Source organism: Metallosphaera javensis (ex Hofmann et al. 2022), assembly GCF_022064045.1.
Lineage (GTDB): Archaea > Thermoproteota > Thermoprotei_A > Sulfolobales > Sulfolobaceae > Metallosphaera > Metallosphaera javensis.
The window spans coordinates 68,395-83,694 of record NZ_JAKNCW010000002.1; the positions used below are offsets into that span (position 1 = coordinate 68,395).

Annotated in this window: 20 protein-coding genes; 12 read left to right on the forward strand and 8 right to left on the reverse strand. The window is 45.8% G+C overall.

What is annotated here, in order from left to right; all coding sequences use genetic code 11:
• Nucleotides 1–31 precede the first annotated feature (31 nt).
• Complete coding sequence (locus L3N51_RS02140; RefSeq protein WP_238025067.1) at nt 32–853, reverse strand: DMT family transporter; 822 nt, start codon at nt 851–853, stop codon at nt 32–34.
• 63 nt (nt 854–916) lie between these two features.
• Nucleotides 917–1,540 (reverse strand): hypothetical protein, encoded by a 624-nt coding sequence (locus L3N51_RS02145; RefSeq protein WP_238025068.1) that lies wholly within the window; start codon nt 1,538–1,540, stop codon nt 917–919.
• Between the two features lie 154 nt (nt 1,541–1,694).
• Here L3N51_RS02145 and L3N51_RS02150 point away from each other — a divergent pair, with 154 nt between their 5' ends.
• From L3N51_RS02150 to L3N51_RS02160, 3 genes are all read left to right on the forward strand, one after another.
• The gene (locus L3N51_RS02150) at nt 1,695–3,098 is read left to right on the forward strand and encodes an MFS transporter (RefSeq protein ID WP_238025073.1); all 1,404 of its coding nucleotides are present in this window, start codon (nt 1,695–1,697) and stop codon (nt 3,096–3,098) included.
• A 63-nt stretch (nt 3,099–3,161) separates the two neighbouring features.
• Complete coding sequence (locus L3N51_RS02155) at nt 3,162–3,827, forward strand: HAD family hydrolase (protein ID WP_238025080.1); 666 nt, start codon at nt 3,162–3,164, stop codon at nt 3,825–3,827.
• 25 nt (nt 3,828–3,852) lie between these two features.
• The gene (locus tag L3N51_RS02160) at nt 3,853–4,071 is read left to right on the forward strand and encodes a sulfurtransferase TusA family protein (RefSeq protein ID WP_238025084.1); all 219 of its coding nucleotides are present in this window, start codon (nt 3,853–3,855) and stop codon (nt 4,069–4,071) included.
• Here the strand turns inward: L3N51_RS02160 and L3N51_RS02165 are convergent.
• On the reverse strand, nt 4,068–5,051 hold the full coding sequence (locus L3N51_RS02165) for an NAD(P)/FAD-dependent oxidoreductase (RefSeq protein ID WP_238025097.1): 984 nt from the start codon (nt 5,049–5,051) through the stop codon (nt 4,068–4,070). The genes L3N51_RS02160 and L3N51_RS02165 overlap by 4 nt on opposite strands.
• A gap of 183 nt (nt 5,052–5,234) precedes the next feature.
• On the opposite strand from L3N51_RS02165, the gene L3N51_RS02170 reads away from it, so the two are divergent.
• From L3N51_RS02170 to L3N51_RS02185, 4 genes are read left to right on the forward strand one after another with little or no spacing between them, the layout of a single operon-like run.
• Entirely contained in the window at nt 5,235–6,035 is an 801-nt protein-coding gene (locus L3N51_RS02170) for a radical SAM protein (RefSeq protein ID WP_238025104.1), read from the forward strand.
• A complete protein-coding gene (locus L3N51_RS02175) occupies nt 6,032–6,874 on the forward strand; it encodes a radical SAM protein (protein WP_238025116.1) in 843 nt (280 codons plus the stop codon). The genes L3N51_RS02170 and L3N51_RS02175 overlap by 4 nt, the downstream gene beginning before the upstream one ends.
• Nucleotides 6,871–7,593, forward strand: a complete 723-nt coding sequence (locus L3N51_RS02180; protein ID WP_238025121.1) for a lipoate--protein ligase family protein — start codon at nt 6,871–6,873, stop codon at nt 7,591–7,593. Before L3N51_RS02175 ends, L3N51_RS02180 begins: the two co-directional genes overlap by 4 nt.
• A gap of 1 nt (nt 7,594) precedes the next feature.
• Nucleotides 7,595–7,816, forward strand: coding sequence for a hypothetical protein (locus tag L3N51_RS02185; protein ID WP_238025127.1), 222 nt, complete (start codon nt 7,595–7,597; stop codon nt 7,814–7,816).
• Here L3N51_RS02185 and L3N51_RS02190 read toward each other — a convergent pair.
• Nucleotides 7,803–8,249 (reverse strand): EVE domain-containing protein, encoded by a 447-nt coding sequence (locus L3N51_RS02190; protein ID WP_238025134.1) that lies wholly within the window; start codon nt 8,247–8,249, stop codon nt 7,803–7,805. The genes L3N51_RS02185 and L3N51_RS02190 overlap by 14 nt on opposite strands.
• Nucleotides 8,250–8,465: 216 nt before the next feature.
• On the opposite strand from L3N51_RS02190, the gene L3N51_RS02195 reads away from it, so the two are divergent.
• From L3N51_RS02195 to L3N51_RS02205, 3 genes are read left to right on the forward strand one after another with little or no spacing between them, the layout of a single operon-like run.
• Entirely contained in the window at nt 8,466–8,972 is a 507-nt protein-coding gene (locus L3N51_RS02195) for a DUF1286 domain-containing protein (RefSeq protein WP_238025136.1), read from the forward strand.
• Between the two features lie 58 nt (nt 8,973–9,030).
• On the forward strand, nt 9,031–10,596 hold the full coding sequence (locus L3N51_RS02200) for an APC family permease (RefSeq protein WP_238025138.1): 1,566 nt from the start codon (nt 9,031–9,033) through the stop codon (nt 10,594–10,596).
• Nucleotides 10,597–10,627: 31 nt separating this feature from the next.
• Nucleotides 10,628–11,185, forward strand: coding sequence for a DUF1404 domain-containing protein (locus tag L3N51_RS02205; RefSeq protein ID WP_238025141.1), 558 nt, complete (start codon nt 10,628–10,630; stop codon nt 11,183–11,185).
• Nucleotides 11,186–11,188: 3 nt separating this feature from the next.
• On the opposite strand, the gene L3N51_RS02210 is transcribed toward L3N51_RS02205, so the two are convergent.
• Nucleotides 11,189–12,382, reverse strand: coding sequence for a cation:proton antiporter (locus L3N51_RS02210; protein WP_238025143.1), 1,194 nt, complete (start codon nt 12,380–12,382; stop codon nt 11,189–11,191).
• A 43-nt stretch (nt 12,383–12,425) separates the two neighbouring features.
• Between L3N51_RS02210 and L3N51_RS02215 the strand changes: the two genes are divergently transcribed.
• On the forward strand, nt 12,426–13,457 hold the full coding sequence (locus L3N51_RS02215) for a hypothetical protein (RefSeq protein ID WP_238025150.1): 1,032 nt from the start codon (nt 12,426–12,428) through the stop codon (nt 13,455–13,457).
• Here the strand turns inward: L3N51_RS02215 and L3N51_RS02220 are convergent.
• From L3N51_RS02220 to L3N51_RS02230, 3 genes are all read right to left on the reverse strand, one after another.
• Nucleotides 13,432–14,238: a DUF929 domain-containing protein gene (locus L3N51_RS02220; protein WP_238025162.1), complete on the reverse strand. Its 807-nt coding sequence runs from the start codon at nt 14,236–14,238 to the stop codon at nt 13,432–13,434. The genes L3N51_RS02215 and L3N51_RS02220 overlap by 26 nt on opposite strands.
• A 104-nt stretch (nt 14,239–14,342) precedes the next feature.
• The gene (locus tag L3N51_RS02225; RefSeq protein WP_238025171.1) at nt 14,343–14,570 is read right to left on the reverse strand and encodes a hypothetical protein; all 228 of its coding nucleotides are present in this window, start codon (nt 14,568–14,570) and stop codon (nt 14,343–14,345) included.
• Nucleotides 14,549–14,941 carry a hypothetical protein gene (locus L3N51_RS02230; protein WP_238025180.1) on the reverse strand — a complete coding sequence of 131 codons (393 nt, stop codon included), beginning with the start codon at nt 14,939–14,941 and terminating at the stop codon, nt 14,549–14,551. Before L3N51_RS02230 ends, L3N51_RS02225 begins: the two co-directional genes overlap by 22 nt.
• 123 nt (nt 14,942–15,064) lie before the next feature.
• On the opposite strand from L3N51_RS02230, the gene L3N51_RS02235 reads away from it, so the two are divergent.
• Entirely contained in the window at nt 15,065–15,298 is a 234-nt protein-coding gene (locus L3N51_RS02235; RefSeq protein WP_238025185.1) for a MarR family winged helix-turn-helix transcriptional regulator, read from the forward strand.
• The last annotated feature ends 2 nt before the right edge of the window (nt 15,299–15,300 follow it).

The following is a 15,300-nucleotide window of genomic DNA, read 5'->3' on the forward strand; positions in this document are numbered from 1 at the left end:
TTTTAAAAAAGAGGACCTAAGCACTAAGGTATCATCTCGATACGCTAAGCCAAATGGAACTTGCTAGGATAAGAGCTGCGCTCAATATCTGTAACGGCGTGAGAATCTGTCCCAGAAGAGGATAGGCCAGCAGTGTTGTTACCACAGGTTCCAGCGCAGATATCACTGTGGCAATTGCGGAATCCATAATCTTGATTCCCCTATAAAAGAGGTAATAAGGGATTATGGTGCCAAAGACTGCCATGTAGAGTCCACCAGCCACTGATCCCAGGGAGACGGATCTCGAAAAGGGTAAGATTACCACGAGAGAGAGCGGAAGTGACCAGACTGATTGTGCACTGAGAACGTCCCAACCCGAGAAACCTCGTAGCTGAAGAAACTTGGAGAATGAGATTAACGCCGCATAGGACATCCCTGAGAGGATCCCCCACATCAACTCCACGGGTGTGGGGGTGCCTAGATAGTCAAAGTAGAGCGCAACTATGACGATGACGGAGCCCATTACTTTTCTAAGGCTTAATTCTTCCCTAAACAGCACGAAGGAGAACAGTATAACGAAGAGGGGAGCGGTATAGAGAAGAAATGATGATAGCGGTGCACCGTCTAGAATTATCGTGAAAGCATAGATTTCGTAGAAGGCTCCTGTTATAATACCCATTACGGCAGATTCCCATCTGAGCAGGATTTTCCTGTTTCCCCCATAGAGCAATATCAGACACGAAAAGAGCGTTCTGAACAGGACAATCCCAAAAGAATTTGCCCCTACCCTGTAAGCTTCCTGTACCGCTATTCCGATCGTTCCCCAAAGCACCGAAGCACCTACCAGATCGTAGAAAGCCCTGTTTAGCCTCATTTATTCAGTCCTCCATTACATAAATTAAAAATTAGAGGTAGGGATTGTTAGGCCGGGAGCATGTCAGATCTTGATGATCAAGTAGTTCACACCTAGGTACAGGAGAAACAGGGGAAGTACGATGAATTCCGTCACGTCTAGGGTAACCTCAAGTATCCACAGAGAAGCGAGTGAAAAGAGCAATGATGATAAAACAAACTTGAGGTGAGGAAGCCTGATTCTTGCAATCTGATTCTTGAGCAATGCCGTTAGTCCTAGAACCAGCACTGCAGATATCCCCGTTCCCAAGAGAGTTGAGGAGTAGCTCTGCGGTATTAAAGCCAAGGCCACTAGCGCATCCTCCAGAGCCTCAGTGATTGCCACAACCAGAACCACGCCCATTCCTTCCTTTTCTTCCCCGTGATGTTTACGAATACCCTTAAAGGATCTTCTGGCACTCCTTATGAGCCTGTACCCAAAATAGGCCAATATTATTGCGCCCACTACTAGAACATACTGAATTGGAAGCAACTCTATGAACCTTCCCAACGTGAACGTGGGTAATAGAACCACCAACACGCCCAAAGCTCCGTAAATGTAGGGAATCCAGGATTTGTATGCCCCAGCATATATCGCCGACACTGCCCCCGCTTCAGATAGCTCCAGGGTCCCCATGGCCAATGCAGCTAGAAATACTCCTACATCCATGAGATCGAGAAGGCATCATCAAATTAAAATGTAACTCAGTTAAACCTAGACTGTGAAACCTAGACTATGTAGACTATATAGAACTAAATAGATTACATAAAATATATGGGTCATTTATATAAGGTTTCCAAGGTTAGAGTAGCTCAGAAAGCATATGGAACCCTTTAAATCATTGGACAATGTAAAACTGAACTTTAATCACATCAAGATCTGGTATACCTCAGGCATGGGCTTCTTTACCGATGCCTACGATCTTTTCATAATAGGTGCCATCCTTGATATCTTCAATGCGTATCATTTGCCTGGTTTTACCTTAACGCCTTTATATGAGGGTCTCTTGGCCTCATCTGCAATCTTTACTGCCATAATTGGACAATTAATCTTTGGTGTGCTAGGTGATCTTATTGGTAGAAAGACCGTATATGGAGTGGAGGCGTCCCTTCTCACTGCAGGGGCAGCTTTATCCGCCTTCTCACCTAACGTTCTTTGGCTCATCATCTTCAGGTCTATAATGGGAATTGGTATAGGAGGAGATTACCCCATCTCCGCTACCATAATGAGCGAATATGCCAACGTTAAGGATAGGGGAAAACTTGTGGCTTTGGTTTTCGCAAATCAGGGAATTGGAAGTTTAGTTGCTGTGGCAGTGGGAGCAATTTCCGCGTACACTCTTCCTCCAGACATGGCCTGGAGAGTGATGGCCTTTGTGGGAGCAATTCCCGCAGCAACAGTGATATACTTGAGAAGGAAAGTTCCCGAGACACCCAGATATTCCGCTTTGAAAGGCGACGTGAATAACGTGGAAAAATCTGTTGAATTTGTGGCTAAGGAGACTTCCAAGACTGAAGCGAAAAGGATAAGGATACAGAGAAAGAGCGTATCCGAGTTCTTCTCCAAGTACTGGTTGTTATTGCTTGGAACAGCTGGAACATGGTTCATCTTGGACATAGCATTCTACGGTACAGGTATCTATTCAGGTCCCATAGTTTCCTCAGTGTTGGGTAAACCGGCATCAGTGGGTCAGGAGATTGTATATGCAGGAATTCCCTTCATGGTTGGGTTCTTTGGGTACTTCACCGCAGTGGCCCTAATGGACAAGCTTGGAAGAAAGCCAATACAGACCTTGGGCTTCGTGATGATGGCGGTGCTTTACGGGGTAGTTTCTTTGCTTGCAGTGGCCAAGGGAGCTAAACTAGAAGGATTCTTGATTCCTTCTGCACAGGCATTTGCGCTGTACGCCCTATCATACTTCTTCATAGACTTTGGTCCTAACACTACTACCTTCGTTATTCCATCAGAGGTGTACCCAACCAGTTACAGGACAACAGGACACGGAATCTCAGCGGCAGCCGGTAAGACTGGCGCAGCCATTACTACCTTTTACTTCCCTGCTCTGCTCTCCTCTCTAGGAATAAAGGGAATCCTAGAAATGCTAGCAGTGATAAGCGTGGTGGGCGCAATGCTAACCTTGATAGCTATCAAGGAACCTAAGCTCAAGAGTCTTGAAGAGGTTTCCCAGGATTCCGTGGTTCTAGAGCAGTCTCAAGAAACTAAATAAAGATATATAGCCTATATAGTTTAAAGAGGTTATTTTTAAAACTTTCTTCTTTTTATATATTTTATGGAATTCAGATCAGTTTTCCTTGACGTGGGAGAAACCCTAGTTGGATTCAGGCCTATGTCCTTTGAAAAGCTAATTGTTAAACTAAGAAAATCTGGTTACAGTGTGTCAGCCAAGGGAGTGTTCAGGGCCTTATCAAAGGTTATGGGAAAGACCAATTTCCCCAACCAGTTAGGACTGAACCCCGTAGATGTGGGAGAACTTCTATACGAGCTCAACATATATCCATCAAGGGAGATCCTTGAGCAATTGGGTGGAGATTACACCCCAAGCCAGGATTATTTTCTATACGAGGACGCTAAGGAATTCCTTGAGTACCTTAACTCCAAGGAAGTTGATGTAGTTCTGATAACCAACGCTACGAGGAGAATGCACGACGTGATAGACTCACTCGGTATAAGAAAGTACGTCAAGGCAGTTATAGCCTCGTGCGATGTGGGCGTGGTTAAGCCTCACCCAAGAATTTTCCGATATGCACTGGAATATGCCGAACAACCAGCTATACACATAGGGGATATATATGAACTGGATTACGTTGGGGCAAAGAGGGCAGGGATTGAATCCCTTCTTCTGGACAGGTTTGGATTCTATGATGATATGAAAGTGGAAAAGGTGAGAAATCTTATTGAGGCAATGACCTATCTCGATAAACATAAGCTTGTTTAATACCTAGAGTTCCATAATATTACTCATGGAGCTTGATCTGACGGGGCTATGTTGTTCCGTCCCCCAGCTGACCCTTTACTCAGCCCTCAAGAAGTTGGAACCAGGAACTAAGATAAGGATAATCACGGATGATAGAACAGTGCTGGAGAGGGATATAATTCCCCTTCTCGTTAAGAACGGGATGAGCTACACGATAACTCAAGATGAAGATAATTTTCTCGTAGTCGCATCAAGGAGAACCTAAAGGGACTCAACCATCTTTATAGCCCTGTATATACCAACTCTCTTAGCAAGTTCTGCCATGGATCCCCTAACGAATCTACCCATTAAATCACCAAAATATTCTGAACCTATTCGCAGAACTATTCCAGCCTGCTTGTAAGTGAACTTGACGTTGTGGCCAAGAGCATTCTCTATTGCTGTCCTCCCTGACTGAACAGCAACCTGTGCAGACATGGGTACGAAAGACTTGGTAGTCATGCAATCTCCAGCGCCAAAAACATCCTCGTAGTCCACAGACTGTAAATACTCGTTAACAAACATTCTGCCATTCTTATTGCTGAGCCCCAGATCCTCAATCAATTTCGGACCGCGAAGGCCTGCAGCCATAATGGCCATGTCCACCTTCACCATGTCCTTGCTCGTGCTTATCCCCTCAGGACTCACTTCTTCCACCTTTGTTCCAAGGAGAAGGTTAACACCCATTTCCCTGAGCTTTTTCTCAGCATACTGTGACGCTTCTTTGCTCATAAAGGAAAGGAGCCTGTCCTGTAGCTCAATGAGGTAAACTTCCTTACCCATTTCCCGTAAAATCCCCGCCAGCTCCACTCCAAGATTACCTCCTCCAAGAACTGCAACACTCTTGGTATGGGGTAGTTTGGCCCTTATGGTGAGCGCATCCTCTAGGTTCTCCAGCTTCTGAACGTTTCCCTTTACCTTGGAGGTATCCTGTTCATAACCTAAGGAAATTATCAATTTATCGTAGCTGAAATTTCCCTCAGTTGTTCTGACAACTTTACCCTTGAAGTCCACACCTAGCACGTTTGCCTTAACTATACCCTTGGGATAGGGTATTGTGGCAAGGGAAGGATTACCTGTTTCAATCACATCCACCAGTCTGTGAGTCAGCAGAAAGTATTCCTTGGAGTCTATTACTAGGGCATCCCTGTAAAAGTTTAAGGCTGATAAACCGGCAAACCCTCCTCCTAGCACTACAACTTTCATTGTATTATCATGTGATATCTCTTCCACCGCGATTTAAACCATTTCTGCTGTATATTAATAACAGTTTTAAGATCTTAATATTCATCATGATAATATCTTACAGGTCTCGTGATTGTAAATGGGACACGGTACATAAAACCAAGAGGGTGGAAATTTATTATCTCTCGGGGGTCAGAATGAATCGTGGAAGTTCTGCTTTCTGCCGGAACATATTATGCTATTAAGAAGGGTATTCGTTACAGTGAGACAGCCTATGCCTTGATGAAGGGTGGGTGTACAAACCAGTGCAGATTTTGTTCCCAATCCCTGCATAATAACGCGGACAAGAACTACCTGTCCAGGGTAAAGTGGTATAACGTTTCACTGGATGAAGTGAAAGATATGCTTTCCACGTTCAAGAGGTTCTGTTTACAGACAGTAGTTAAGCCTGGTTTTCAGGAAGAGACGCTCAAAATAGTGAGCGAAATCAAGACAAGGAAATCAGTAACTACAGTACCCATTTCCACTGAGCACCTGAAGCTACTGAAGGAGAAAGGGGTTGACTACCTGGGAGTTGGGATGGACACCACTGAGGGAAACTGGGAGAATGCAGGCAAGCCTGGCAAGTTCAGCGATTATCTGGATTTCGTGAGGAGGTCCCTGGAAGTGTTTGGAAAGGGAAGGGTTTTCGTTCATCTAGTTTACGGTCTTGGGGAAAACGAGGAGGAGTTCATCTCCCTTATGAAGGAACTCTACTCCATGGGAGCAGAGGTGGCCCTTTTCGCCTTCACTCCAGTTAAGGGAACGCCCATGGAATCCAGATCCTCACCCAGGTTAGAGGACTACAGAAGGATTCAGAGGATCAGGTTCTCCCTATCCCACGGATTTGATGGCGGGAATCTGTCCTACCTCACCTCCGGGTGTCCATCATGTGACAGGCCATTCTATAACGAGGATCCCAGAGGGAAACTATACAATGTTCCCATTATGGTGAGAAAGGAATGATAGGCGGGTTCATCTCAAAATCTAAGTTCACAACAATTAGCGTCACTGGAGGACAGTGCTCTCTCAACTGTTTTTACTGCGGTAGTAAATATATCTCCTCCATGGAAGGGGCAATGTCCCCTGAAGTCTTTGAGAAAACCGTTAGGAAGCTCTATTCAGGTGGGGTAAGAGGCTTCCTGGTTAGCGGAGGATTTGATAGGGAAGGAAAGCTTCCGGTCACCTCATTCCTTCCTGTTATGAGGAAACTTAAGAGGGAACTGGACGTGGTCTTTAACCTTCATCCCGGATTACAGAGTAGGCAGACCATTGAAGAAATGAGAGGTGTGATAGATATTGTTGATTTTGAGTTTGCCTACTCTCCAGGCGCTTATCAGGCTAAGGGAATTAAGGTGGAAAGAGAGGCCTACGTTAGAACGCTGGAGGAATTCATAGAGCGCGGTCCTGAGTACATTGTTCCACATCTTATGCTGGGAATCCCTAGAGATTCAGAGGAGGATCTAAAGCAGGAGATAGAACTGGTCTCCACTTTGAAACCCTATCTCATGAACTTTTTAGTCATGATACCCACTCCCGGTACTCCATCTCATGCGGTGAAGGTGGATGCGAAGAAGATAATTCCTTTCATAGAGTACGGATCCCGTCTTATGGGGGGCAGGACCAGTATGGGTTGCATGAGACCCTACTCCATAAAGGAGGAACTGGACAGGACCGTGTTGGAGAGGGGGCTTGTTCAGAGGATAGCCAATCCCCATCACAAGGTCGTGAGGGAATTTAACCTTACAATATACGATGCGTGTTGCAGTTTACCCGAGAAGTATCTGGAGGCCTTCAGGGTATGAGACTCGTGATAGAGGCAGGAGCTCCAGGAGAGAGGCAGATGGCCCTGGACGAGGTAACCCTGCATCTCCTGAACCAGGGAATTGTGGACGAGATTGTTAGGTTCTGGAATTTCTCGCCCACCACCCTGACCATAGGAAGGTTTCTCTCAGTTAATGATTGGGTTAACCTGGAACTACTTAAGGAGAAGGGAGTGCCACTGATTCGACGTTTCACTGGAGGGGGTCCAGCTCTCCACGATGAGTTTGGAGAGATCACATGGAGCGTGGCCGTCAGGTCACAGGATATGATGAGTGTGTACAGGAGGATAGGAGAGGCCATGGTCCTAGCTTTAAGGGAGCTGGGCTTAGAGGGAGAGTTTGTGCCCATTAATGACGTTGTGGTCAGGGACAAGAAGGTAGTTGGAATGGCTGGGGCTCAGAAGGGCAACGCTGTTCTCGTCCACGGCACGTTCATGTATGCAACAGATCTTTCCCTGATGTCTCTCATTAGGGTTCCCAAACCAAAGGAGCTAGTTAGGGGCACTCCCTCCTCGAGGGTTTCAAATCTTTCCCTCCTTCTGGGCAGGAAGGTCTCCAGGGAAGAGGCGCTCAAGGCTCTGTTGTCAGGGTTTGTCTCAGTATTTAGGGCCGAAGAGGGGGAACTAACGCCCCTGGAAATTGAACTCTCGAAACAACTCAGTTACAAATATACCAACGAGAAGTGGACCTTTGTGAGGTAGCATGATCTGCGAAAAGATATTCCGGTCCAGGGCTGGAAAGACCATCATCCTCAGGGTTGTGGAGGGTAGGGTAGAAGTTACTGGGGATTTCTTTGGATCCGAGGAGGACCTGGAGAAGCTGGAAAGAGACCTCTCAAGTTTGAGGTCCAGTAGTGCGAGAATTCTGGGAGTGGATAATGACGAACTCCTTGAAAAGGTGAGGGAGTGTTTCAGTCATACATAGTTTGTCTCAAACACTCCTCCATTACCTTGGCATCCGAATCAAGGATGGGCCTTCCCAGATTGGCAGGCGCATTCCTCAGGTACTTGGGCAACTGCACCACGTCTTCCACGAACTTTACCTTCCCTATCAAGCTCTTTACATCACATGCGCCGGTGATCCACACCTCCACCTTCACCCTGTGGGGAAAGACCGCTCTGTTTCTGACCTTCTCCTCAGGATAAAGGGGAGTCTCATCATAGTACCAGTCGGAGACAACTCTCCCAATGCCCACTATCTTTCCCCCGTACCTTGTGGCATAATACTTGCTGACGTAAAAAATAATGTTATCACCTTTCTTTATATATTTACTAAGATTCGTTTTATATCCATATACTCCATCATACTGAATATTATCCCACATATCTTCCTGGATTGGTACTAGCCAAAAGGTCATAATCGTTTTTATATAGGAGTGACCTAAAAAATCTTTCCTTTCAGTTGGTTAGCAGATATAACTATTTCATTCCCTTTCTTATTTCAAAATTTCATGATATATTGTATCAGTATATTAAAGATTCCAGTGATAAAATTGTATATTGATATACATCTCGAATCCAAATCATATTTCCTGAATGTTATACATAAATATCTTCGCGTGATGTTAAGCAGGATGAAGTTAGTTACCCACTACGTGTTCACCACAGGCCTGCTCACCGCGATCTCATCCCCCTTCCTGGGTTTCTACACTGCCCTCTCACTCTCCTTCATCATCTCCTGGATCTCCAACACCCTAATTGACAGACTCGGTCACGAAGTCAGGGGAGGTTACATACGCAGGACCCCGAGGACGCACACCCTCTTCAGGAGCCTTCCTTGGGGTCTGATCCCAGCAGTTCCCCTGGCGCTCTTGGAGGGCTACGTTGTTCTGGTCCTCCTGGGCCTCGTGGCCGGTCCCTCCCACCTCCTGCTGGACGTCTTCACTGAGAGGGGTATTTACGTAAGGCAGGGGAGGAGGTGGACCAGGTTCGCCCTGGCTCACTTTCCCTACGATAGCATCTTCGTGAATGGACTGGCCATCCTGGCAGGGTCAGCGCTTCTTTACATGGCCCTTCTATCGCAACTTCATTCTGCACTTCCCTTCCATTTACTTAGTCATGTAAATTTTGGCCAAGATTAATTCCGTGAGTTATACTTAACTGAGTAAAAAATTTAAACCGAGTGACCAACAGAGAATCGTGAGTAGTAAAAGAAACGTCTTTATAAGGGAAAGTTCAGGTCTCCTCAAGCAGGTTAATCTGCTCGATGCGGTGATGCTGAATATTGGCAACATGTCCGCTGGCGTTACACTCTTTGAGTCCATTTCGCCCTATATCAATAACTATCCTGGAGGAGTGCTCTGGTTAGCGTCCATAATTGGTCTCATTTTCGCATTTCCTCAGCTCCTGGTTTATACGTATATGACAAGGAAGATGGGAAGAACAGGGGGCGACTACGTCTGGATAAGCAGGAACCTGAATGGAGCAGTTGGATCTACAATGGCCATAGCGCTCATGTTAGAGTCCGTAGCTTATTTCGCATTGGTCGCGTTCTTCTCGGCGTCCAGCATCAACGCTGTCCTGTACACTATAGGGAGCGTAGATAACTCTCCGAGCTTAGTTTCCCTTTCAAATAACGTTTTTGTCAACCCCTACAATGGCGGATTAACCCTTGAGCAGAAGGCCCTATTCTACGGGATAGCAGCAGCCTTCTTCATCATTGTCATCCTACTCAATATATTCAGGTCGAGGTGGGGTTACTCCATAGTAACGGGCCTCGGAATACTTTCACTTTCAACTCTTGTCATTGCCATGATAGTAATAGGTGCCTCGGCGGGCAGATTTGGAACAGCGATAGTACCATTTCTCAACTCCATCAATTCGAGTTTAGTTAACGTTTACCAATCATCCCCTCATACCCCTTTCCCCACCAACTTTAGCCTCCTCTCAACGGTATTGCTGTTACCCTTGTTCGCCCTGTATACTTATCCGTGGATGCAGGCAGGACCTGCGGTTTCCGCAGAATTCAAGCAGAGTGAAAGGGTGGCCAAGTTCAACCTTCTGTTTGCCCTTCTCCTGACGGCTATCCTGGTGACGGGCGGTTTCCTTGAAATGGATCTAGTGGCAGGATATTCTTTCAACTTTGCAGCCTATCCTTACTTTATCTATAATTTCTGGACAGTTGCCATAGCGTTAGCTGGAAATTCAGCTCTGCAATGGATAATCGGTATAGGAGCCATAGCTTGGAACTTCTTTGTCCTCGCGTATGGTATAATAGTGTTCTCTAGGTATGTCTTTGCTCTCTCCTTTGACAGGATTCTCCCCGAGAAGTTTGCGGAGGTGAACAGATTTGGTTCACCAGTTTACGCTCACGCACTGGACCTGACCATTACCCTGCTCTTCCTTCTTGTACCTGTGTTCTCATTGAATGCCGCTCTCTCGCTGTACGGTGCAACCATTCTGGGCTCCCTCTACTTCCTGGTAGCAAGCGTGGCGGGTGCAATTTACGGCGTAAAGAGTAGGGCAAAGAGCATTTCAATAGCAGGTGTGATCTCAGCTCTGTACTTTGCCTTCCTCACCTATGAAGCTGCCACTAACCCGTTATTTGGCTTCACCACATCCTCAGGTTCCGTTAACATAACAACACTGGTATTCGTGGTGGGGGTGCTTCTGGTAGGGTTCCTAGTATATCTGGTGTCAAGTTATAGGAACAAAAAGAAGGGCATAGACATTTCCCTAGTTTTCAAGGAAATTCCCCCAGAATAGATTTATAAGTTTTTTCAAAAATAAGTTATTTATGAGATTTTCTTCTTTGAATCTATTGAAGCCTAGGATTATCGCTGGGATTCTGTTACTTGTGTTTGCCCTGAACCCTATTACGGAACTTGAGGAGTTCAGATTCGAGCCACTTTTCATGGCATCCCATTACGCTCTATTCATAGGTGGGTTTCTACTTAGCATGGGAAGAAAGTACTCGCCACTGCTTGTACTTCCTGCAGTATTTTTAGTGGTTCTCTGGCACGTTCCCTTCTTTTATGCACTGGCTGGGGCATTTTCCACCTATAGGATTATCAATGATCTCAGCCTCTTACTTGCGGGTGTGTTGGCAGGGGGCTCGTCTAACTCTCTTTCATTTCCCATGAAACTTCTTCTTTTCGTGGGCTGGATGGGAGCCGATAGTGTTCTTTCAGTTATACTTATAGTGGGATGGCCACCTTACTCCAACCAGGTATATTCCTTCTCCCCCTATTCAGTAGGACAGGAAGTAGTGACCGGGTTGACAATGTTCGGGATAATGACCACAATCTTTGTTGTGGTGCTATTCAGGCTTTTGAGATCGGTCTTCAACATCTGATTTTCAGGCCTCGGTCTTCATTATGCTTCTTGTGCTCCTTTCGAACGCGATCGCACCTATAACCGTGGTGGCAAGGCTCATGAAGATGACTTCAGAGAGGTCCACCTGATCAAATATTCCACTGGAGAACGCAATGGAGGAGATGACCAGTCCCATCTCGCCCCGGGGTATCATGCCAAGCGATGATGCGAGGGCCTTTTTCCCATCCCTGTTGTAAAGATATGCGAAGGGATATATTCCCGCGAACTTTAACGCCACAGCTATTAGCGTGATTATTGTTCCCTGAATCAGAACACTGGGAGATATGAACGTGAATACGTCAGTCTGGGCTCCTATGCTAATGAAAAAGAGTGAACCGAATATTCCTATCATCGTCTTTACCATACCTCTTATTCTCTCGGCCTTTCTACTCTCAGCAATTGCAACTCCCGCTATAAAGGCTGCTATTATGGGTGAGAACCCCAAGGTGATCATGATGGTGACTAGGACGAACAGGACCAGTAGGGAGACGTCAACAACGAGGGAGTCAGATACAACGGATATTATCCTTGGTATGATGAAGACCGAGGCGAAGAAGATGATGATCCAGGAAATAACCACAGTCAGGGTTATTTTTAGGACGTCGAAAAATGTTAGGCCTCCAGAATCTATTATTGCCAATGAGACTGAAAGGATAATAAAAGCTACAACGTCATCTATGGCAGCGGCAGATAACGTAATCTTTACATACCGCTCATTCTCAAGCTTTTCGCCCTCTATGATTGAGGCCACCGCAGCCAAGCTGGTAGCCGCACTGGCAGCACCCATCAAGATAGCTACGTTGAACGAGACGAATCTCGACATGTACAAAAATACTCCTACAAAGGGCAAAACTGCACCAAAGGTTGCAGCTAGGGACGCGAGAGTCCCCGAAGTCCTGAGTGACTTAAATCCATGCTCAAGTCCAGAGGCAAATATGAGAAGGATTACGGAGAACTCCGAGAAGAGGATGAGATATGAATTGATAGTGAATATCTGATAACCAGTAATAGTATTCAGAAAAGATCCTAGAGCGAAGGGGCTGAGTATTAGTCCGGTCAACAGCTCCATGATGAGCGGGGGAACCCGAGCTTTACTTGAGGCGACCTTAAGCCCCTGAGCAACCGTCACCAGAATGAATATCTCCAACAGTGCTAAGTATACTTGGTCGGAATTCATGTCATGCCACTGACTTTTATAACTATGAACATTAATCTAGTTTATGTCAATTTTCAGGAAGAGGGAGGAGAAGAACATCCTTCATATTGACCATCTTAATCCCGTGATGAAGAAAGCCATAAAGACGCTGATTGACTCAGGGATTCCTGAGGTAGCCAGACTCTACGGCTTCAGGTATCTCTTCCCTAGGATCGGGGAACCCATTTTTGTCCCATATGGCAGGCTGGACGATGAGTTCAAGGATACTCATGAGGCTTTTGAGAGAATACTAGAGGAGGTTAACGAAATAAAGGACGAGGGAATGAAGACCTACAAAACTTGGTACCCAACCGCTGAGGAAATTGATCATTTCAGGTTTACCTTTTACTCCATGACCAGGGAAGGTGGGATGAAGGTGGGAATAGCGGCTAATCCTCTGGCGTCTCTGGAGCAGGACGCGTTCAAGATAGGGGAAATAGCAAATGAAATTTCAGGGAGAAAGGTTTTACTTCTTACCCCAGCACTAGCTGGACAATCAGTGAATACTAACTCCGCATTGGCGAAGGCTTCATCGGTTCAGATACTTGATTTCGTATCGTCGAGGGAAAGCGAGATAGTGGATTCATTCATCTGGTTAAACAAGAACTTTCACGAGAAGTACGATAAGGACAAGGAATATGATGCAGATCTTGGAAGAACCTATATGATCAGGCTCTTCTCCGTGATTAAGTCCATGATATCCCCCAAGGTTACTACTTCTCCCAGTGCTGACGTAGTGATACTACCTCTCTTCGTCTACCCCAGGAACAAGCTTGTGGGTAACATATCCATAATGGAGGCATGGAACAGTAATGAGACCTTCTCTCAGTTACTGAGACAGGCACAGTATCATGAGGTTGAAGTGGGACCAATCCTTTACAATGTGGATAGCATAAACAGCCTGGTTGAGAAATATGGCCTAAATTCCGAGAAATTCATAGTATTGACGGATCAGAAGGTTCCATCTCTAGAGAGACTGGACTACTTGAGTTGGATAAAGAAGTTCAGGATGGAGAAAGAGTCAGATTTCGTCAAGATCCTGAGGCCTTCTGTATAATCTGTAGAATCTGCTGTGCCGTGGACTCTATTTGAGATGGAACGTGGCCACTCTCTATTTCACTGAGAAGCTGGGTTGAGTTTGTGCTAATGCTCACCAGCTCCCCAGGCGGTAAGGATTTGGGATACCCCAGCATGATCCACGTACCTCCTGGCCCTGATATTATCAGGGTTGTGACCAGGTGGGGCTCACTGCTTCCCAGAGCTATGGGAACCTGATGCCCGTCGTAAACCACCTGAGTCTGGTTAAGCTGATACTGTTCCACAAGGTTAACAACCCAGCTTGGGGTCATGCTACTCAGCTCGTTCAGTCCCACTTGGACTCTGTCACCGTTGTTGACGGGTTCTCCTGAGGGAGTTGCATTAAGATATTGATTGTAAATATAGATAGCGTGAAACTGAACATTAGAGTCAGGCGTGAACCCCTGAAACAGAAGTCCTGGAATAGGTGCACCATTTCCTATGTCAGGCTCCGCTACTGAGTAGTGCGGCATAACCGTAAGATTTCCGTAATTACTCAGGGCAATGTATAGGGGCCACGACAGGGTAGCTCCGTAGGGACAACCGTACCAGCTAATTAGATACACCTGGGTTGTTCCGTTAGGGGCATAATCCGTGGATGAAACCTTAACGAAGTTGGTGAATGCGCTTGGGGCAGATGTTGATACGCTGGGCCTGAAGCTAAGTCCTATGAATAGGGCTATGACCAGCAACAGTGCTATGAAAGGTATGTAAATGAGTCTGCTCTCCTTCTCGTTATTCTTCTTTTTCCCCTTAGCCATCACATGAGTTAACCCAGTTTCACATTTAAACCTTTTTCAAAATAGCTCCAGTACGTTTTGAAGATATGATACCTGACCGTCTCCCATTGCTCCAATCCATTACACTAACTCGTTCTCTTAAGGCAGATTCTTCCATTCTTAATCTGTGTTATTTCGTCGCAGTCAGCCCTGGTGACATTAATTAACTTCTCCAAAACCTTCCTTATACCCTGGTCCATACTTATCAACTTGAAGGCACTTACTAAGAACCATAAATTTCCCCTAGTCTCAGCTATCATCAGTCTGGGCTCGATCTCCGTCAACTTCTCGATCACGTTATACATGTTTCCCATCCCGTTACCCTGAACTCCTTGAAGATTGTATTGCCCGCCACATCCTCAAAGTCAAGTCCATCCGCGTAGATGGTGACCAGCGAGCCTGTCTTCAGTACAGCTGTGAATTCTCTGGGTTCAATCTCTATTCCGTATTTGGTCATGTAGTTGAGCCATCTTTCCCTTTTCCTCCCTCTCAGTCTCGACCTAATCAACCCTGATATGCTCATGGACGCAATGAGATCCGAAGCTGTGGCGGTTATGAAGTCCTGATCGCGGAATATGGAGGGACCTGAGCATTTGGAGTCTGTGATTCTTCCTGAACAAATAAAGGAAAGTTCTGGAAGTGGTGGAAAAATCACATCCTCAGGAATCTCTACTTTAAGCTCCACTAGATAAAGTAGCAGAACAAGTTTATTTGGTTGTTATTAAAGTCCGGACTCCAGCTCCCTTCAAGGTGGTAGTGGATCTACATTAAATTTTAGCATTTAACTTCCTCACATAAAAGGGGATATATGAGTTTCAGGGATCAGGTCCTGCTCTTTCTATATAGTCATGGGGAGGCGAAGTTAGGGAGGATTGCGAGGGAGCTGAGAATAGATGAGGATGACTTACTTGGTGTTTTGAGACCCATGGAATTAGAGGGTCTCATCTCTAGAAGCGTTAAGGGGTTGATAAAGAAGGAGGTCTATTACTCACTCACAGAAAAAGGAGTTACGGAAGTAAGAAAAATAAATGATTCCCTTTAAGT